Source organism: Rugamonas sp. GW822-FHT03B10, assembly GCF_058801745.1.
This window is the reverse complement of the sequence record NZ_JBXANP010000013.1, coordinates 92,521-110,217: the sequence shown is the minus strand read 5'-3', so window position 1 is coordinate 110,217 and position 17,697 is coordinate 92,521. Positions and strand designations below refer to the sequence as shown.

Annotated in this window: 19 protein-coding genes; 13 read left to right on the top strand and 6 right to left on the bottom strand. The window is 67.4% G+C overall.

All coding sequences use genetic code 11. The features are described 5' to 3' along the window. Window positions 1-24 precede the first annotated feature (24 nt). The 8 genes from AC1RQG_RS19855 (at window position 25) to AC1RQG_RS19820 (ending at window position 6,791) form a co-directional block, all read left to right on the top strand. Window positions 25-288: a DUF2249 domain-containing protein gene (locus AC1RQG_RS19855; RefSeq protein WP_493133835.1), complete on the top strand. Its 264-nt coding sequence runs from the start codon at window positions 25-27 to the stop codon at window positions 286-288. A gap of 8 nt (window positions 289-296) precedes the next feature. Next, window positions 297-674 (top strand): SirB2 family protein, encoded by a 378-nt coding sequence (locus tag AC1RQG_RS19850; protein ID WP_493133833.1) that lies wholly within the window; start codon window positions 297-299, stop codon window positions 672-674. Window positions 675-829: 155 nt separating this feature from the next. Beyond that, complete coding sequence (nirK, locus tag AC1RQG_RS19845) at window positions 830-2,272, top strand: copper-containing nitrite reductase (protein ID WP_493133907.1); 1,443 nt, start codon at window positions 830-832, stop codon at window positions 2,270-2,272. Between the two features lie 2 nt (window positions 2,273-2,274). Continuing rightward, the gene (locus AC1RQG_RS19840) at window positions 2,275-3,057 is read left to right on the top strand and encodes a formylglycine-generating enzyme family protein (RefSeq protein WP_493133831.1); all 783 of its coding nucleotides are present in this window, start codon (window positions 2,275-2,277) and stop codon (window positions 3,055-3,057) included. A 29-nt stretch (window positions 3,058-3,086) separates the two neighbouring features. Further along, entirely contained in the window at window positions 3,087-3,707 is a 621-nt protein-coding gene (locus AC1RQG_RS19835) for an SCO family protein (RefSeq protein ID WP_493133829.1), read from the top strand. 136 nt (window positions 3,708-3,843) lie between these two features. After that, window positions 3,844-5,859 carry a ribonucleoside triphosphate reductase gene (locus AC1RQG_RS19830; protein ID WP_493133827.1) on the top strand — a complete coding sequence of 672 codons (2,016 nt, stop codon included), beginning with the start codon at window positions 3,844-3,846 and terminating at the stop codon, window positions 5,857-5,859. A 36-nt stretch (window positions 5,860-5,895) separates the two neighbouring features. Further along, entirely contained in the window at window positions 5,896-6,081 is a 186-nt protein-coding gene (gene nrdD, locus AC1RQG_RS19825; RefSeq protein ID WP_493133905.1) for an anaerobic ribonucleoside-triphosphate reductase, read from the top strand. A 2-nt stretch (window positions 6,082-6,083) separates the two neighbouring features. After that, a complete protein-coding gene (locus AC1RQG_RS19820; RefSeq protein WP_493133825.1) occupies window positions 6,084-6,791 on the top strand; it encodes an anaerobic ribonucleoside-triphosphate reductase activating protein in 708 nt (235 codons plus the stop codon). A 90-nt stretch (window positions 6,792-6,881) separates the two neighbouring features. Here the strand turns inward: AC1RQG_RS19820 and ipdC are convergent, their stop codons facing one another. The 6 genes from ipdC to AC1RQG_RS19790 form a co-directional block, all read right to left on the bottom strand. Next, window positions 6,882-8,507, bottom strand: a complete 1,626-nt coding sequence (gene ipdC, locus AC1RQG_RS19815; RefSeq protein WP_493133823.1) for an indolepyruvate/phenylpyruvate decarboxylase — start codon at window positions 8,505-8,507, stop codon at window positions 6,882-6,884. Beyond that, complete coding sequence (locus AC1RQG_RS19810; protein WP_493133821.1) at window positions 8,504-8,923, bottom strand: putative zinc-binding protein; 420 nt, start codon at window positions 8,921-8,923, stop codon at window positions 8,504-8,506. The genes ipdC and AC1RQG_RS19810 overlap by 4 nt, the downstream gene beginning before the upstream one ends. Before the next feature lie 26 nt (window positions 8,924-8,949). Then, window positions 8,950-9,450: a ubiquinone anaerobic biosynthesis accessory factor UbiT gene (gene ubiT, locus AC1RQG_RS19805; protein ID WP_493133819.1), complete on the bottom strand. Its 501-nt coding sequence runs from the start codon at window positions 9,448-9,450 to the stop codon at window positions 8,950-8,952. Next, window positions 9,447-10,349 carry a ubiquinone anaerobic biosynthesis protein UbiV gene (gene ubiV / locus AC1RQG_RS19800; RefSeq protein WP_493133817.1) on the bottom strand — a complete coding sequence of 301 codons (903 nt, stop codon included), beginning with the start codon at window positions 10,347-10,349 and terminating at the stop codon, window positions 9,447-9,449. Before ubiV ends, ubiT begins: the two co-directional genes overlap by 4 nt. A 17-nt stretch (window positions 10,350-10,366) precedes the next feature. Next, a complete protein-coding gene (ubiU, locus tag AC1RQG_RS19795) occupies window positions 10,367-11,410 on the bottom strand; it encodes a ubiquinone anaerobic biosynthesis protein UbiU (RefSeq protein WP_493133815.1) in 1,044 nt (347 codons plus the stop codon). A gap of 76 nt (window positions 11,411-11,486) precedes the next feature. Further along, window positions 11,487-12,650: an NAD(P)H-dependent flavin oxidoreductase gene (locus tag AC1RQG_RS19790; RefSeq protein ID WP_493133813.1), complete on the bottom strand. Its 1,164-nt coding sequence runs from the start codon at window positions 12,648-12,650 to the stop codon at window positions 11,487-11,489. 128 nt (window positions 12,651-12,778) lie between these two features. Between AC1RQG_RS19790 and AC1RQG_RS19785 the strand changes: the two genes are divergently transcribed. The 5 genes from AC1RQG_RS19785 (at window position 12,779) to AC1RQG_RS19765 (ending at window position 17,688) form a co-directional block, all read left to right on the top strand. After that, window positions 12,779-13,243: a hemerythrin domain-containing protein gene (locus tag AC1RQG_RS19785; RefSeq protein WP_493133811.1), complete on the top strand. Its 465-nt coding sequence runs from the start codon at window positions 12,779-12,781 to the stop codon at window positions 13,241-13,243. Continuing rightward, a complete protein-coding gene (locus AC1RQG_RS19780) occupies window positions 13,240-13,491 on the top strand; it encodes a DUF2249 domain-containing protein (protein ID WP_493133809.1) in 252 nt (83 codons plus the stop codon). The genes AC1RQG_RS19785 and AC1RQG_RS19780 overlap by 4 nt, the downstream gene beginning before the upstream one ends. An 85-nt stretch (window positions 13,492-13,576) precedes the next feature. Further along, window positions 13,577-14,836: a permease gene (locus tag AC1RQG_RS19775; RefSeq protein WP_493133807.1), complete on the top strand. Its 1,260-nt coding sequence runs from the start codon at window positions 13,577-13,579 to the stop codon at window positions 14,834-14,836. 26 nt (window positions 14,837-14,862) lie between these two features. Then, a complete protein-coding gene (locus AC1RQG_RS19770) occupies window positions 14,863-15,771 on the top strand; it encodes a PaaX family transcriptional regulator (protein ID WP_493133805.1) in 909 nt (302 codons plus the stop codon). 630 nt (window positions 15,772-16,401) lie between these two features. Next, window positions 16,402-17,688 (top strand): glycerate kinase type-2 family protein, encoded by a 1,287-nt coding sequence (locus tag AC1RQG_RS19765; RefSeq protein WP_493133803.1) that lies wholly within the window; start codon window positions 16,402-16,404, stop codon window positions 17,686-17,688. Window positions 17,689-17,697: the final 9 nt, after the last annotated feature.

The window sequence follows — 17,697 nt, the reverse complement described above, 5'->3', positions numbered from 1 at the left end:
ATTAAATTGAACTGGAGTGTTAACATGTCCCACGATTGCTCGCAACCGACCGGCCCCGATGGCATCTATCCCTTCGACGCGCGCGGCGTTGCCAAACGCTTCCGCCACGCCGCCATCTTCGGCGCGCTGGATTCCCTGAACCCCGGAGAAGTCATGCGCTTTTGTAACGACCACGACCCGCTGCCGCTGCTGAACCAGATCGCCAACTTCTTCGGCCCGCGCGTGAAGGTCGCCTACGTGTCGCGCCAGCCCGGCCAGGTCATCATCGACTTCCTGGTCGCGGCCTGACCGCCGGCATGGACTACTACGCCATCAAGCACTTCCACATGGGCTGCGCCGCCATGAGCGGCAGCCTGTTCCTGCTGCGCGGTTACTGGATGCTGCGCCATCCGGCCCGCCTGCAGCAGCGCTGGGTGCGCACGGCGCCGCACGTGATCGACACGGCGCTGCTGGCCAGCGCCCTGACCATGGTAGTCCTGTCCCACCAATATCCGTTCGTGCAAGGCTGGCTCACCGCCAAGGTGCTGGCCCTGCTGCTGTACATCGTGCTGGGCACCATCGCCCTCAAGCGCGGCAAGACCCGCGCCGTGCGCGGCACCGCGTTCGCGGCCGCCGTCGCCTCCTTCCTCTACATCGGCAGCGTCGCCTTCACCAAGCAAGTCTGGCCGTTCTGAGCGCGCCGCCGCGCGCGCCTCGCGTTTGGATAATCTGGATCAAGGATTGCCGCGCATCGACCGAGATTCGGTAACTTACATCAAGGAAAGTCTTCCACCCGGACCGTAGCATGGAACCGTCATCCACTTAAGAGATGACGCCATCAACCAACAAGGTGAAGAAGATGCAGAAAAAATACAAACTTGCCGCGACCTGGCTGGCCAGCGTCACCGCCGCTCTCAGCATGGTTCCCGTCAACGCTGCCGCCCCTGCGGCCCCGGCTGCCGAAGCCGCCCTGCCCGTTGTCGTGCAGGAACTGGTGGCGCCGCCCGCGCTGCCCGCGCGCATCACGCGCACCACGCCCGCGCGCGTGGTCGTCAACCTGACGGTGGAGGAAGTGGAACGCGAGATCGCCCCCGGCACGCGCTACACCTTCTGGACCTTCGGCGGCACCGTGCCGGGCAAGATGATCCGCGTGCGCGAAGGCGACACGGTCGAACTGCACCTGAAGAACCTGCCCGGCAACAAGCTGCCCCACAACATCGACCTGCACGCCGTGACCGGCCCTGGCGGCGGCGCCGCGCAGACCCTGATCGCACCGGGCAACGAGGCCACGTTCACCTTCAAGACCCTCAACCCCGGCCTGTTCGTGTACCACTGCGCCACGGCGCCGGTCGATATGCACATCGGCAACGGCATGTACGGCATGATCCTGGTCGAACCGAAGGAAGGCCTGCCGCCGGTCGACAAGGAATTCTACGTGATGCAGGGCGAGTTCTACACCTCCGGCGCCTACCGCGCCCCCGGCCTGCAGGCGTTCGACATGCAAAAGACCATCGACGAGAAGCCGACCTACGTGCTGTTCAACGGCGCCGACGGCGCGCTGACCGGCGCCAAGTCGCTCAAGGCCAACGCCAACGAGAAGGTGCGCATGTACTTCGGCGTGGGCGGCCCCAACATCACCTCCAGCTTCCACATCATCGGCACCATCTTCGACAAGGTGTACACGGAGGGCGGCAAGCACTACCAGGAGAACGTGCAGACCACCATGGTGCCGGCCGGCGGCTCGACCATCGTCGAATTCGTGCCGCGCGTGCCGGGCAACCTGACGCTGGTCGACCACTCGCTGTCGCGCGCGTTCAACAAGGGCGCCATCGGCCTGCTGAACATCAGCGGCCCGGATCGTCCGGACATCTACAGCAAGGGCATCAAGACGCCATTGCCCGGCGTGGTGGCCAAGGCCGCGCCGGCGGCGCCCGCCGCGCCGGTGGTGGCCGGCTCCGCCCACGCGGCCCAGCAGGTGCGCGGCAAGCAAGTGTTCGAGAGCACCTGCGCGGCCTGCCACCAGGCCGACGGCAAGGGCGTGGCCGGCGTGTTCCCGCCACTGGCCAACTCGGACTTCTTCCAGCAACGTCCGTATGAGATGGCGCACATCGTCATCAACGGCCGCAGCGGCGAGCTGGTGGTCAACGGCGACCACTACAACGGCGTGATGCCGGCCCAGAGCCTGGACGACGACGACGTGGCGGCCGTGATCAACTACGTCAACGTGGAGCTCAACAAGGGCAAGCCGGTGATCAGCCCGGCGCAGGTGCGCGACATGCGCAAGGCCAAGTAATCATGGCCACCGCGCCACGCCATCTGCTGGCCGGGTGCCTGGCGGCGCTGCTGTGCGCCGCCGGCGCCAGCGGCGGCGAATACCGCCCGCTGCCCGGCGGCCGGCTGCGCAGCGTGCTGCCGGCCGATGGCGTGGCGTCCGACGCCACCGTGGCCCCGTTCCGGATGCGCACCCGCCCCGTCACCAACGGCGAGTTCCGCGCCTTCGTGCGCGCGCATCCGGAATGGGAACGCGGCCAGGCGCCGGCCCTGTTCGCCTCACCCACCTACCTGCAAACGTGGGGCAGCGCGGACGACCCCGCGCCGCTGGCGGACGACGCGCCCGTGACCCGCGTGAGCTGGTACGCGGCCTCCGCTTTTTGCGCCAGCGAGCAGGCCCGCCTGCCGCGCTGGTATGAATGGGAATTCGCGGCCGCCGCCGACGAGCGCCGGCCCGACGCCCGCGACGACCCGGCCTGGCTGGCCCGCATCCTCGACTGGTACGCCTCGCCCGGCACCCAGCCGCCCCGCTCCGTGGCCGCCAACGCGCCCAACTACTACGGCCTGTACGACATGCACGGCCTGATCTGGGAATGGGTGGACGACTACAGCGGCCTGTTCGTGAACGCCGACAGCCGCGCGCGCGGCGAACAGAAATCGCTCGACTACTGCGGCGGCGCCGCCGTGTCGCTGGCCGACCGCCGCAACTACGCGGTGCTGATGCGCCTGGCCCTGCTGGCGGCCATGGAAAGCCAGCAGGACGGCGCCAACCTCGGCTTCCGCTGCGCCCGCGACCCCGCCCCCTGACGCCTCTCCCTGAACTCTAGGACTTCATCATGACCATCCGTTCAACCCTCGTACGCGGCGCGCTGGCCGGCGCGCTGCTGGCCGCCTGCGCCCTGCCCGCCACGGCGCCGCTGGCCGCCGCCGCCACGCCCGTGGCCCGGCCGACCTACGCCGGCGCCTCGCTGTACCAGCTCGACACCGCCCTCACCGACAGCACCGGCCAGCGCGGCAGCCTGCGCGACATGGCCGGCCAGGTGGCCATCGTCACCATGTTCTACGGCGACTGCAACGCCGCCTGCCCGGTGGTGATCGAGACGCTCAAGCGCACGGTGGCGGCGCTGGGCCCGCAGGGCCGCAAGCTCAAGGTGCTGATGGTGAGCCTGGACCCGTTCCACGATTCGCCGGTGTCGCTGGCGCAGCTGGCCAAGGTCCACCAACTCGACACCAGCCAGTTCAAACTGGCCGTGGCCAGGGACGAGGCGCAGACCCGCACGCTGGCGGCCGCCCTCAACATCAAGTTCCGCGTGATGGGCAGCGGCGAGATCAACCACACCACGCGCATCGTGCTGCTCGACGGCGGCGGCAACGTGCTGGGCGCCAGCAGCAAGCTCGACACCACGCCCGAACCGGAGTTCGTCAAGCAGATCGCGGCCGCGCTGAAGGCCGGCTGAAACGCGCCCGACAGCGCCGGTTCCATTTTTTTTAACCTGAATCAAGAATTAAGAAAGATGTTGCGGGAGTCGTTGACCACACCATATCTAGTGGTTAATCTGTAGATCCAAACTACAGATAGTATCCGGAGGGATTGTGGGCGAAGCCATACAACAAACATACATCATCAAGCGCGACGGCTCGCGCCAGCATTTCGACGCCGCCAAGATCGTCGCCGCCCTGCAAGGCGCCGGCCTGGCCACCGGCGAATTCGACGCAGACGGCGCCAGCCGCCTGGCCCAGGTGACCGTGCTGCGCCTGAGCGACATGACGGACCTGGCGCAACTGACCGTCGAGCGCGTGCAGGACACCGTGGAAGCCGTGCTGTACGACGCCGGCCACCGCAAGACCCTGCGCGCCTACGTGGTCTACCGCGAACAGCACCGCAGCCTGCGCCAGGACCGCAAATCGCTGGTGGACGTGGAATCGTCGATCAACGAATATTTGAACCAGCAGGACTGGCGCGTGAACGCCAACGCCAACCAGGGCTACTCGCTCGGCGGCCTGATCCTCAACGTATCGGGCAAGGTGATCGCCAACTACTGGCTCAACCACGTGTACCCGCCCGAAGTGGGCCAGGCCCACCGCGATGCCGACATCCACATCCACGACCTCGACATGCTGGCCGGCTACTGCGCCGGCTGGTCGCTGCGCACCCTGCTCAACGAAGGCCTGAACGGCGTGCCGGGCAAGGTCGAATCGAGCCCGCCCAAGCACATGTCGAGCGCCATCGGCCAGATCGTCAACTTCCTCGGCACGCTGCAGAACGAATGGGCCGGCGCGCAGGCGTTCAGTTCCTTCGACACCTACATGGCGCCCTACATCCGCAAGGACAGCCTGAGCTACGAGGAGGTCAAGCAGTACGTGCAGGAGCTGATCTACAACCTCAACGTGCCGTCGCGCTGGGGCACTCAGACCCCGTTCACCAACCTCACGTTCGACTGGGTGTGCCCGGAAGACCTGCGCGAACAGGTGCCCGTGATCGCCGGCCAGGAAATGCCGTTCACCTACGGCGACCTGCAGGACGAGATGGACATGATCAACCGCGCCTACATCGAGATCATGATGACGGGCGACGCCAAGGGGCGCGCGTTCACCTTCCCGATCCCGACCTACAACATCACCGAGGACTTCGCGTGGGAGAGCCCGAACGCGGAACTGCTGTTCGAGATGACGGCGCGCTACGGCCTGCCCTACTTCCAGAACTTCATCAACTCGGAGCTGAAGCCGAACATGATCCGCTCCATGTGCTGCCGCCTGCAGCTGGACCTGCGCGAATTGCTCAAGCGCGGCAACGGCCTGTTCGGCTCGGCCGAGCAGACCGGCTCGCTGGGCGTGGTGACGGTCAACTGCGCGCGCCTGGGCCACCTGCACCGCGGCGACGAGGCCGGCCTGCTGGCCGCGCTGGACCGCCTGCTCCAGCTGGGCAAGCACAGCCTGGAGATCAAGCGCAAGGTGATCCAGCGCCACATGGACAACGGCCTGTTCCCGTACACCAAACGCTACCTGGGCACGCTGCGCAACCACTTCTCCACGCTGGGCGTGAACGGCATCAACGAGATGATCCGCAACTTCAGCGGCGACGCCGACGACATCACCACGCCGATGGGCCGCGACTTCGCGCTGCGCCTGCTGGACCACGTGCGCGCGCGCATGCTGGAGTTCCAGGACGAGACGGGCCACATGTACAACCTGGAGGCCACCCCGGCCGAGGGCACGACCTACCGCTTCGCCAAGGAAGACCGCAAGCGCTACCCCGACATCCTGCAGGCCGGCACCAAGGACATGCCCTACTACACCAACTCCTCGCAACTGCCGGTCGGCTACACCGACGACCCGTTCGAGGCGCTGGAACAGCAGGACGCGCTGCAGCGCAAATACACGGGCGGCACCGTGCTGCACCTGTACATGACGGAGGCGCTGTCCAGTCCCGCCGCCTGCCGCACGCTGGTGCGCCGCGCGCTGGGCCGCTTCGGCCTGCCGTACATCACGATCACGCCGACGTTCTCGATCTGCCCCAAGCACGGCTATCTGAGCGGCAGCCACAAGTTCTGTCCCAAATGCGATGCAGACCTGATCGCACGCCAGCAACGCGACGTTGCGACCATCTAAACGAAAGGAACCACCATGAACGATATGAGCCACAATATGAGCCACACCGTGCAAGCCATGCCACGCACCGTGGTGCTGAACGACGCCGACCGCCAGCCGTGCGAGATCTGGACCCGCGTGATGGGCTACCACCGTCCCGTGTCGTCCTTCAACACGGGCAAGAAGGGCGAGTTCTACGAGCGCAAATACTTCCAGGAGCCGCAACCCACCGCGGCCTGCTGATCATGGAGGCCGGCCAGCTCAAGGTGGGCGGCTTCACGCCGTTCACCGCCACCGACTACCCCGGCCATCTGGCCGCGGTGGTCTTCGTGCAGGGATGCGCGTGGCGCTGCGGCTACTGCCACAACCCGCACCTGCAATCGCGTCCCAAGCGCAGCCCGCTGGCCTGGTCCAGCGTGCTGAAGGTGCTGCAGAAGCGGGCCGGCCTGATCGACGGCGTGGTCTTCAGCGGCGGCGAACCCACCACCGATCCGGCGTTGCCGGCGGCCGTGGACGAAGTGCGCGCGCTGGGATTCAAAGTGGGCCTGCACACGGCCTGCATCTACCCGGACCGGCTGCGCGAACTGCTGCCCAAGCTGGACTGGGTCGGATTCGACGTCAAGGCGCCGTTCGCCGACTACGCGGCCGTGACGGGCGCGCCCGGCAGCGGCGTGGACGCGGAAGCGTGCGCGCGCGCCATCCTGGAGAGCGGCATCCCCTACGAATGCCGCACCACCGTGCATCCCACCCTGCTCAAACCGGACGGCATCATCTCCCTGGCCTCCACGCTCGCCGGCATGGGGGTGAAGAACTACGTGCTGCAGGAATTCCGCTCGCAGGGCTGCGGCGACGCGGCACTGAACACCGGCGCGGTGGCGGGGTACCCCGGCCCGGCCATCGTCAGCGCCGTGTCCGACATGTTCCCCCACTTCACCATGCGGCGCAGCCACTAAAACAAACCGGGGTCAGGTCATGCCATTACGCAACTTGCGCGCAAGTTGCGTAATGGCATGACCTGACCCCGGTTTTCTGGGACTGGCCGCTTACTGGCTCTGCAGGCGTCGCACGCCATCCACGAACCGCGCCAGCGTGGCCGACAGGGCGCCGCGCGGCAGCATCGCTTCAATCAGCTGGAACTTGCCGCGCGTGGCCTTGGCCTTCTGCAACGCCTGCTGCAATTGTTCGCGCGTCTCGGCGCGATAGCCATCGCCGCCCAGCGCCGGCGCGGCGTCCGCGAAGTGCCAGTCGCTCAGGTCGTTGTAGCGGGCCGTGGGCTGGAACGTGCGCAGCATCTCCCAGCCGCAGTTGTTGAACACGATGACGATGGGGTCCCAGCCATAACGCTGGCAGTTGCCAAGCTCCCAGCCCGTCATCTGGAACGCGCCGTCGCCCACCAGGATGATGGGGCGCTCGCCGCTCGATGCCTGCAAGCCCAGCCCCGCCGGCACGCCGTAGCCCATGGTGGCGTAGTAGCCGGGCGCCAGCAGCGCCGTGTTCTCGATGTCGAGCGCCGTGAAGAAGCAGTCGCCGATGTCGGACACGATCGGCATGCGGCCATGGCCGGCCATCAGGTCGTTGACGGCGCGGGCGATGTCCATCGGCTCGATGCGCGCGCCGTCGGCCCGCAGTTCGTGCGGGTAGCGGGCCGTCTTGTGCTCGGGCGCCTGCGGCGCCAGCGATTGGGCGCTCTCCAGCAGGCCGTCCAGCAACGCCTCCAGCGGAATGTCGGGGTAGACGTGGTAGCCCATCGTGACCTGGCCGTCGAGCGCCAGGATGGCGCGCCGCATGTCGATCTTGCGCTCGGAGACGCCGAAATTGGTGTCGGAGATGAGTGCGCCCAGCATCAGCAGCGCGTCCGATTGCTCCACCGCCTGGGTGATGGCCGGATCGCCGGCCACGCCGAGGTAGGTGCCCAGCAGCGGCGCGTCCGTCTCGGCCAGCAGGCCGCGCCCCATGATGGTGGTGGCCACCGGCACGCGCAGCAGCTTGGCCAGCCGCGCGACCTTGTCCTCGACGCCGAAGCGGCGGATCTCGATGCCGACCAAGAGCACGGGGTTGCGCGCGCGCGCCAGGCGCGCCAGCAGCTCCTGCACGCACGCCTGCAGCGCTTCCGCGTCATGCGCGGGCGCGGGCAGGCGCGGCACGGGTTCGCACGGCACGGCCACCATGTCGCGCGGCAGTTCGATGTAGACGGGACGCGACTGGCTCTGGCAGTTGCGCAGCGCGCGGGCGATCTGCGCCGGCGCCGTCTCGGCGTTGTCCAGCACCACCTGGTCGCAGGTGATCTCGCGGAAGATGGCCAGCTGCGAATCGAGCGTGCGGGTCTGGTGGTGCAGCAGGAAGCCGTTGCGGCGCTCGTGCGCGGCCGGCGCGCCGGAGATGACCACCATCGGCACCTTCTCCGCGTACGACGAGGCGACGGCGTTGACCATGTTGAGCGCGCCGGCGCCGTATGTGACCACGGCCACCCCGAGCCCGCCGCCCTGGAAGCGGGCCGCCGCGTCGGCCGCGAAGCCCACGCCCGGCTCGTGGCTCAGCGTGTACAGCGGCAGCACCTGCGATTGTTCGACCTGCTGGAAGAACGGCAGCACGAAGTCGCCGGGCAGGCCGAACAGTTCGCGCGCGCCGTGCGCCTTGAGCGCGTGCAGCAGGGATAGGGATAGGTTCATGGTGTTGTCTCCTCGGGTAGATTTGATGGGGGCGCTGGAGGGGCCGATCGGGCGCCCTCCAGCATGGCCACGACCTCCGCGACGGCCTGGTCGGCCTGGGCGGGGTCGAAATCGGTATGGAACCGCTTCTTGATGCCCATGTGCTGCAGCAGCACATGGTGGGTGGGGACGACGGCGTGCCGTTCCAGGCAGTTGCGCGTGCATTCGAGCGCGCAGCCGTCGATGGCGACGACGACGCGGCCGGACTTGGCCAGCTTGACCAGCGGCGGCACGTCGCCGCCGACGCCGGCGATGCACGACATTTCAGCCACGCCGCGCCGGTCCAGTTGCAGCGCCACCTGGTTGGCGGTCTGCGCGGCGCTGGAACAGCCGGAACACGCGTAGACCAGCGGCAGATCCTTGTGTTTTCCAGCCATCGCGTGCTCCTCCGTTCAGTGATGCATCAGCCGCGCTTGGCGACGCCGGGTCTTAAGCCTTGCAGCCAACGTTGCAGCGCCTGGCGCGCCAGGTCCAGCATGGGCGCTTCGATCGCGTCCAGCGTGTTCTTGACCAGCAGGCCCAGTTCCGTGTCGCCCTCCATCGAGAGACGGCGGCAGAAGAACAGCGTGTCCGGATCCTCCTCGCGGCGCGCCAGGGCCAGGAAGTCGCGCGCGCTGGCGGCGATCTCCAGGTCCACCTGCGGCGCGCGGGGGCGCGCGGCGAAGCGCTCGCCCTGCCATTCGAAGTCGAACGACACGGACGCGTCGCGCACGGTGATGCGCAGGCTGCGCCCTTGCAGGCTGGCGCGCACGTCGGCCGGCAGGTGCTGGCGCAAGGTCAGGTTCAGGCCCGTGACGAACAGCAGCGAGCCGGGGAACGGCGGCAGGCGGCCGAAGAAGGCGGCCACGGGCGCCGGCAGCGTCTGGCCGCCGCGTTTGATGGTTGGATTCGCGCTTTGCATCATGCCGCCCTCCCCGCTTGTTGTTCCAGTCCCGGCTTGCCGTACCAGTAGCCGTTGCAGGCCTCGGCCGGCATCCAGTCGGCCAGCATGGCGTTGGCCGCCGCGCCGGACATGTCGCCACGGCGCACGGCGTCGTAGCTTTCGATCACGCGCGCCGTGTGCTGCGATTGCGGGCTCAGCCGCACCACGTCCACGCCCAGTTTGCTCATCTGGTCCAGTTCCTCGATCAGGTTGTACACCAGCGCGGACTGGGTCTGGGTGCCGTTCAGCACGAGGAACGGGGCGTCCTCGCGGGTCTGCATCAGCAGGCCGTCCGGGTAGTCCAGGCAGCTGAAGCGGCAGTCGTCCTTGGGCAGGTTGCGGTTGCGGGCCGTGAAGCAGCGCGCCGAGAACGCCAGCGGCATGCGGCCGTAGGCGAAGATCTCCGTCTCCATGCCTTGCGGACGGCCGTCCTGCATATGTTCCAGGCCATCGCGGCTCATCTCCAGCGGCATCACCCAGCGGCGCGCGCCCAGTTGGCCCATCAGCTGTAGCGTGGGCGGGTTGTAGACGTTCACGTGCGGGCCGGCCACGAACGGTATGCCGCCGGCCAGCAGGTGCACGGCGCCCATGTCGTTGGCCTCCACGGCGTAGCTGCCATTGCCGGTCAGGCGGCGCAGCGTCGTCACGTCCGAACCCGATTCCAGCAGGGCCAGGGTGGACAGCACCACTTCCTTGCCGGCCGCCTCCAGCTTGGCGGCGATCTCCAGCCAGTCGGCCAGGCGCAGCTCATGGCGGCGCGAGCAGACGGCTTCCCCAAGGTAGACGATATCGACCGGCGTGGTCGCGATCTCCTCGTAGAACTTCATTACGGTGTCGCGGGGCCAGTAGTACAAAATGGGCCCCAGGGCGAGTTTCAACATGCTTGCTCCCTAAGAGATTATTTCCAGGACCGGTGGTAGGCGCCCAGCGTGTGCTGCTGGCCTTCGGCCACCCGGTTCAATTCCGTCATCCAGTCCGGCTTGACGGAGTAACGCGCGGCGTTGTTCTTGGCCTGGTCGATGGCGTCGCGCCACACGCGCGTGACCTGCGCCACGTAGGCCGGGCTGCGCTGGCGGCCCTCGATCTTCACGGCGCGCACGCCCATGCTGATCAGCTGCGGCAGCAGTTCCAGCGTGTTCAGGCTGGTCGGCTCCTCGACGGCGTAGTAGGTCTCGCCCTCCACATTGAAGCGGCCCTTGCACAGCGTGGGGTAGCTGGCGTTCTCCTGTTCCTCGTAACGGTCGATCAGCACTCCGTTGAGGCGCGATTCCAGCCCCTTCGGGCCCTGCTGCCAGCGCACCGCCTTGGCCGGCGAGCACACGCCGTGGGTGTTGGGCGATTCGCCCGTGGCGTAGGACGACAGCGCGCAGCGCCCTTCCACCATCACGCACAGGCTGCCGAAGCCGAACACCTCGATCTCCACCGTCGTGTTGGCGGCCACCGACTCCACCTGCGCCAGCGACAGCACGCGCGGCAGCACGGCGCGCTGCACGTTGAAGTGCTTCTGGTAGAAGTTGATGGCCTCGTAGTTGGTGGCCGAGCCCTGCACCGACAGATGCAGCCGCAGGTCGGGGTGGTGCTCGGCCGCGTACTGCATCAGGCCCGGGTCGGCCAGGATCACGGCGTCCACCCCGGCGCCGGACGCGCGGTCGATGGCGGTGCGCCACAGGCCGCTGGCGGCCGGCTGCGGATAGGTGTTCAGGGCCAGCAGCACCTTGCGCCCGCGGCTATGGGCGTACTCGATGCCCTGGGCGATGGCCGCGTCGTCGAAATTGAGGCCGGCGAAGTTGCGGGCGTTGGTGGCGTCGCGGAAGCCCAGATAGACGCAATCGGCGCCGTTGTCGATGGCGGACTTGAGCGCCGGCAGGCTGCCGGCGGGGCAAACCAGTTCGATGCCGGCTGGGCTTGCGGCCGGACTGGATGTTTCGGATAAATTGCTCATGTGTGCGAGATCAATGCTAGGGTGAACCGGCCGCACCCGCTGCGGCCGGTGAAAAAAATGGCGGCGTCGGGGCCGCTCAGGCGGCCAGTGGCGGCGGCTGGGTGCCGTTCAGCATGTAGTCGATCAGTTCGCGCACGGGGCGCATGGCGGCGCCGAACGGCAAGGCCTCGCTGCCGCGGAAGAACAGGCCGCGCTTGCGGTCCCCCTCCAGCGCGAAGGCCAGTTGGGTGTCGATGCAGAACTGGCCGGCCCTGGCGTCTCCGTCGCGCCAGCCGCACTGCTGCAGGCATTCGATGCCCACCGTGCACGGCTTGGGACGGGCCTTCGATTGCAGCTTGCCTTCCTTGTCCAGGTAGCGCATCAGCCATGGCGTGCGCACGGCGCGCGCCGGCAGGCCGGCCGCGCTCATGAAGGTGACGGTGTCCTGCTCGCCCGCCTCCAGCAGCACGTCCTTGAACGTCTGGTGCGCGTCGCCCTCGGTGCTGACGGCGAACGGCGTGCCCAGTTGCACCGCGCTGGCGCCCATGCCGATCAAGTCCCTGACCTGCTGGTGCGAATGCACGCCGCCGGCCGCGATCAGGGGGATGCGTTCGCGTTCCAGGCCCAGTTCGCGCAGCAGCGCGTGGGCGCCTTCGAGCACGGTGGCGAAGCCGAAGCGCGGATCCTTGACGGCCTCGGTGCTGGGCGCGCCCAGGTGGCCGGCCGCGAAGCGGGGATTCTCGATGACGATGGCGTCCGGCAGGCGGTTGCGGCGCATCCATTTCTTGATCAGCAGGCCGATGCCGCGCGCGTCCGACAGCACGGGGATCAGCGCCACGTTCGGATGTTCAGCCGTCAGCTCGGGCAGGTCCAGCGGCAGCCCGGCGCCGACCACCAACGCATCGGCGCCGCTGGCGCAGGACTGGCGTATCAGGTCCGCGTACTGGCTCACCGCGCGCATCACGTTCACGGCGATCATGCCCTTGCCGGCGGCGATGCCGCGCGCCAGGCCGATCTCGCGGTCCAGCGCCGTCAGGTTGGCCGCCTCGATCAGGCCCTGGTCCTTGCTGCGTCCGGTCCGTTCCATCAGGTCCGGATGGTGGCGCCGCAGGTCCACGCTGGCGATGGTGCCCATCGCGCCCTCGCGCGCGACGCTGCCGGCCAGCCGGTGCGCGGACACACCCACCCCCATGCCGCCCTGCACGATGGGGAGCAGCAGCTTGTCCCGGATGTGGAACCTATTCAAAACAGTCAACAGCATAAAAGGCCTTCCTGATTGCAAGCCCGAACTGTAACGCTCATGCATCGTTGGAATCCTTGATGTGTATCAAAGATTTTCGGCTTGCCAGAATGTGACAATGCAACTCAATACTTCGCCAAGGAATAATCATGAGCAGCATCGGCACATTTTTAGGACGCGACCACCAGCAATGCGACGACCAGTACGCCCTGGCCGAGGCCCGCGTGGTGGGCAAACAATGGGAACTGGCCAGCGGCGACTTCGCCGCCTTCCGCGCCATGCTGGAGCACCACCTGGGCATGGAGGAACAGCTGATGTTCCCGGCGCTGGAGCAGGCCATGGGCCACAGCGGCGGCCCCACGGCCGTCATGCGCGGCGAGCATGGTCACATGCGCGAACTGGTGCAGGGGATGGTCGACGCCATCGCTGTCCAGGACGGCGACGAATTCTTCAACCATGCCGACACGCTGCGCATGCTGATGCGCCAGCACAATCTCAAAGAGGAGGGCATCCTCTACCCCATGGCCGACCGCTTCCTGGGCGGGCAGCTGCCCCAGTTGCTGGACCAGATGCGCGCCTTCGAGGCGGCGGCCGCACAAGGAGCACTGTCATGAGCGACGCCAACGCGCAATGGGTGGACCAGGATCTGGACGTGGGCGGGCTGGAACCGCCGGAACCGATGGTCCTGATTCTGGAGGCACTGGACCGGCTGGAGGGGCGCCAGCGCCTGCGCGTGCTGATCGACCGCGAGCCGCACCCGCTGTACCGGGTGCTGGAGCGTAACGGCTACGCCCACAGCATCTCGACCCTTCCCGACTACCGTTTCGAACTGCTGATCTGGGATCCGCAGCAGGCCGGCTGAACCGACTGACCCTCCGCTACCGCGCCCCACCCACACCATGCAACGCGCCCTGTCGTTCGATCAAAATCCGCCGTTGGCGCTTCCCATGCGCTATTTCCTCAGCGCGCCGCTGTTCGCCGCGCTGGCCGCCGCCCTGCTGCTGTGGCAGGGCGACGCCGCGCTGGCCTCGCGCTGGACGCCGGCCACGCTGGCCCTCACCCACCTGCTCACCCTCGGTTGCCTCAGCATGACCATGGTGGGCGCGCTGCTGCAGATGCTGCCCGTGGTGGCGGGCATCGGCCTGCCGCACGCGCGGCCCGTGGCCGTCGTCGTCCACATCGCCCTGTGCGCCGGCACCCTGCTGCTGGCCAGCGCCTTCTGGCTGGAGACACCGACCTTGTTCCAGCTGGCCCTGGCGGCGCTGCTGACGGCGCTCTGCCTGCTGCTGGTGGCCTGCACGGTCGGCCTGTGGCAGCAGCATGCGAGCGGCGCCACCGCCACCGTGGCCGCGATCCGCCTGTCGCTGGCGGCGCTGGCCATCACCATCGTGCTGGGCGGCCTGCTGGCCGGCGCGCTCGCCTGGCCGGAGCTGCTGTCGCTGCCGCTACCCGCGCTCACCGACGTCCACGCCATGTGGGGCCTGTTCGGCTGGGTGGGGCTGCTGGTGGTGGGCGTGGCGTTCCAGGTGGTGCCCATGTTCCAGGTGACGGAACCGTATCCGCAATGGCTCACGCGCTCCTTCACCACCGTCCTGTTCCTGTTGCTGCTGGCCTGCTCCATCGCCGCCACCATGGACCAGCCGCAAGAGCGCTGGTTCCACACGGCCGTCCAATCGGCCATCGTCGGCGGCTACGGCCTGTTCGCCGCCATCACGCTGGCGCTGCTGGCGCGGCGCAAGCGGCCCAAGGCCGATCCCACCACCCTGTTCTGGCGCACCGCCATGGCCAGCCTGCTGGCGGCGCTGGTGCTGTGGCTGCTGCCCGTGGCCGCCGGCGACGCCGCCCACCCGCTGGCGCTGGGCGTGCTGTTCATCGCCGGCTTCGCGCTCACCACCATCAACGGCATGCTGTACAAGATCGTGCCCTTCCTCACCTGGTACCACCTGCAGGAAGCGATCGGTCGCGGCGCGCCCAACGTCAACAAGATCATCCCCGAACGCCATGCGCGCGCGCAGTTCGCGCTGCACCTGACGGCGCTGCTGCTGCTGGTGGCAGCCTGCTACCTGCCGCAGCAACTGGCGCGGCCGGCCGGCGCCGCCATGTGCGCGTCGTGCCTGATGTTGTGGTTTAACCTGCTGCGGGTCATGCGCATGTACCGCCGCCTGCAGCGCCAAGCACAAACCGGCAAGCAACTGGCGCCGGCCTGAACGTCCTGTCCCCGAACGAGAACATCATGACCTTAGAACACTGGATACGCGTGAACACGCGGCAGATGGCGCCCCGCTCGACGGCGCTGCTCAAACTGATCTTCAGCGACCCCGATCTGGCCGGCGACGAGCCGGTCTGGCTGCACGAACTGATACGGCTGATGGCCCCCTTCGGCCTCGATGAACGCGCCACCCGCACCAGCGTGTTCCGCCTGACCGAACAAGGCTGCCTGCAATCGCGCCGCCATGGCCGCCGCGCCAGCTACGAGGTGGCGCCGTCCGCCGCCGAAGGCCTGCGCGCCGCGTGGCGCCGCCTGAACGCCGCCCCCGAGCGGCACTGGGATGGCGACTGGACGCTGCTGATCAACGCTGGCGGGCGCATCGGCGCGGCCACCTACACGACCTTGCGCAAAGCCCTGGCCAACCACGGTTACTGCGCGCTGGCGCCCAACGTGCTGGCCCGCCCCACCGACCACGAAACGCGCGGCCAGGACGATCTGGCCGAGTTGGGCGAGGAACCGCATCTCGAAATCTTCAAGGTCAGCGGACGCCAGGTGACGGGCGGCCGCGACCCGGCCGAATTCGGACGCGAAGCTTGGGACTTGAGCGCCGCCCGCGCCGACTACGAGCGCTTCATTCAGCAATGCGCCTCGCTGCGCGAAGCGCTCCACAGCGGCCAGGCGCCGACGCCGGAGCAGGCGTTCGTCATCCGTGTGCTGGTGGGGCTGGCCTGGCACCAGTGCCGCCACAACGACCCCATGCTGCCGCAGGAATTCCTGCCTGCGGACTGGCCGGCCCGTACCGCGTTCGATATGTACCGTGAATTGCGGCGCTACACGCAGGTAGGCGCGCAGCGCCACGTGCACAGCGCGCCCGTCGTGCTACCGGTCATGCTGACAAGGCCGATGCCGGAGCTGTGCGCACAGGCGGCCTGACGCCTGCCGCAACCGGGCCGGCCCCGCTGGCGCGGGGAACCGGCCCATTTTTTTTGACCAAACCGAAGTACAGGGAGACGGCATGAGGCCCTTCAAAAATTCGGGCTTGGTCTAAACCATTCTAATCCGGCAGGAACCGCTCTAATTCGCGCTAAAACCATAGAGTCGAGGTCTAAAACGGTCTAAAAAATCGGGGGCGAAGACTAATTCCGTCTATTTTTTGAGGGCGAAAGTCTAAAACGGTCTAAGAATCCGTTCCCTGCCACAACTTTTAGACTGATTTTGATTGCCGCGATACCGGTCTAAAACTTGGCGATCCACATGAAAATTTAGTCCGTTTTAGACTGTTTGCCCGAAAAATTAGACCGAATTAGAGTTTTGGCCCGACTTTTTAGACCGTTTTAGAATTGCGCTCCTGCGTTTTAGAGTGATTTAGAGCTGACCAGAGCAAATTAGACAGTTTTAGGCGAATGCGGGATTTTTGAAGGCACAGACCCTCTCTACCAGATCAGTCCTACATTGCCGCGACAATTCCCAAGGCGCTGTATCCGACAGGCTGACGCGTGGGCATCATGCATGGCACACTAGCGCTTTTCCCGCCGCGCCACGCGGCCCAGCAGAGGAATCGCCATGAACCAGCCCCGCCAACTGTTACGCCGCATGTTCGACGCGGCCGTCGCCGCCGCCCAGCCGGCGCTATGCCTGCCTCCCCACCTGCCGCAGCCGCCCAAAGGCCGCACGCTGGTAATCGGCGCCGGCAAAGCCTCCGCCGAAATGGCACGCGCGCTGGAACGGCACTGGCCCGGGCCATTGCAAGGACTGGTGGTGACGCGCTACGGCTACAGCGTGCCATGCCAGCGCATCGAGATCGCGGAGGCGGCGCATCCGGTGCCGGACGAAGCGGGATTGCAAGCGGCGCGCCGCATCCGCGCCATGGTCGATGGACTGACGGCGGACGACCTCGTGATCTGCCTGATTTCCGGCGGCGGCTCATCGCTGCTGGTACTGCCCGACGATGCCCTCACGCTGGCCGACAAGCAAGCCATCAACACCGCCCTGCTCAAGAGCGGCGCGACGATCGGTGAAATGAACTGTGTGCGCCGTCACCTGTCTGCCATCAAAGGCGGACGGCTGGGGGCGGCCTGCCATCCGGCGCGGGTGGTCACACTGCTGATCTCGGACGTGCCGGGCGATGACCCGGCCGACATCGCCAGCGGCCCCACCTGCGCCGACGCCAGCACTTGCGCCGACGCGTTGGCGATCGTGCGCCGCTATGGCATCGACGCGGCGCCGCATATCATCGCCCTGCTGGAAAGCGGCGCTGCGGAAACCATCAAGCCGGGCGACCCGCGCCTGGCCGGCAGCGAGATCCGCATGATCGCCACACCGCAAATGGCGCTCGAAGCGGCGGCCGCCGTGGCCCGCGCGGCCGGCGTCACGCCCTATATTCTGGGCGACAGCATCGAGGGCGAAGCGCGCGACGTGGGCATCGTCATGGCCGGCATAGCGCGGCAAGCGGCGACGCGAGGACAGCCATTCGCACCGCCATGCGTGCTGCTATCAGGCGGCGAAACGACCGTCACCGTGCGTGGCAATGGACGCGGCGGACGCAATGTCGAGTTCCTGCTATCGCTGGGGATCGCGCTCAATGGCCACCCGGCCATCCATGCCATCGCCTGCGACACGGACGGCGTGGACGGACAAGAGGAAATCGCCGGCGCCCTGCTCGGGCCGGACACGCTGGAACGGGCCTGGACGCTGGGCATCAAGCCGCGCGACGCGCTGGCCGACAACGACGGCCACGGCTTCTTCCAGGCGCTCGGCGACTCGGTCATTTGCGGCCCCACGCTGACCAACGTCAACGACTTCCGCGCCATCCTGATCGACGCGCCATCGCCGCCGCCATCGGAGGTTTAAGGACGACGG

Excerpts from the sequence above, each read along its gene's own strand:
- AC1RQG_RS19855 (WP_493133835.1), top strand. The coding sequence starts at position 25 with ATGTCCCACGATTGCTCGCAACCGACCGGCCCCGATGGCATCTATCCC.
- AC1RQG_RS19850 (WP_493133833.1), top strand. The coding sequence starts at position 297 with ATGGACTACTACGCCATCAAGCACTTCCACATGGGCTGCGCCGCCATG.
- AC1RQG_RS19840 (WP_493133831.1), top strand. The coding sequence starts at position 2,275 with ATGGCCACCGCGCCACGCCATCTGCTGGCCGGGTGCCTGGCGGCGCTG.
- AC1RQG_RS19835 (WP_493133829.1), top strand. The coding sequence starts at position 3,087 with ATGACCATCCGTTCAACCCTCGTACGCGGCGCGCTGGCCGGCGCGCTG.
- nrdD (WP_493133905.1), top strand. The coding sequence starts at position 5,896 with ATGAGCCACACCGTGCAAGCCATGCCACGCACCGTGGTGCTGAACGAC.
- AC1RQG_RS19820 (WP_493133825.1), top strand. The coding sequence starts at position 6,084 with ATGGAGGCCGGCCAGCTCAAGGTGGGCGGCTTCACGCCGTTCACCGCC.
- ipdC (WP_493133823.1), bottom strand. The coding sequence starts at position 8,507 with ATGAACCTATCCCTATCCCTGCTGCACGCGCTCAAGGCGCACGGCGCG.
- AC1RQG_RS19810 (WP_493133821.1), bottom strand. The coding sequence starts at position 8,923 with ATGGCTGGAAAACACAAGGATCTGCCGCTGGTCTACGCGTGTTCCGGC.
- ubiT (WP_493133819.1), bottom strand. The coding sequence starts at position 9,450 with ATGATGCAAAGCGCGAATCCAACCATCAAACGCGGCGGCCAGACGCTG.
- ubiV (WP_493133817.1), bottom strand. The coding sequence starts at position 10,349 with ATGTTGAAACTCGCCCTGGGGCCCATTTTGTACTACTGGCCCCGCGAC.
- ubiU (WP_493133815.1), bottom strand. The coding sequence starts at position 11,410 with ATGAGCAATTTATCCGAAACATCCAGTCCGGCCGCAAGCCCAGCCGGC.
- AC1RQG_RS19790 (WP_493133813.1), bottom strand. The coding sequence starts at position 12,650 with ATGCTGTTGACTGTTTTGAATAGGTTCCACATCCGGGACAAGCTGCTG.
- AC1RQG_RS19785 (WP_493133811.1), top strand. The coding sequence starts at position 12,779 with ATGAGCAGCATCGGCACATTTTTAGGACGCGACCACCAGCAATGCGAC.
- AC1RQG_RS19780 (WP_493133809.1), top strand. The coding sequence starts at position 13,240 with ATGAGCGACGCCAACGCGCAATGGGTGGACCAGGATCTGGACGTGGGC.
- AC1RQG_RS19775 (WP_493133807.1), top strand. The coding sequence starts at position 13,577 with ATGCGCTATTTCCTCAGCGCGCCGCTGTTCGCCGCGCTGGCCGCCGCC.
- AC1RQG_RS19770 (WP_493133805.1), top strand. The coding sequence starts at position 14,863 with ATGACCTTAGAACACTGGATACGCGTGAACACGCGGCAGATGGCGCCC.
- AC1RQG_RS19765 (WP_493133803.1), top strand. The coding sequence starts at position 16,402 with ATGAACCAGCCCCGCCAACTGTTACGCCGCATGTTCGACGCGGCCGTC.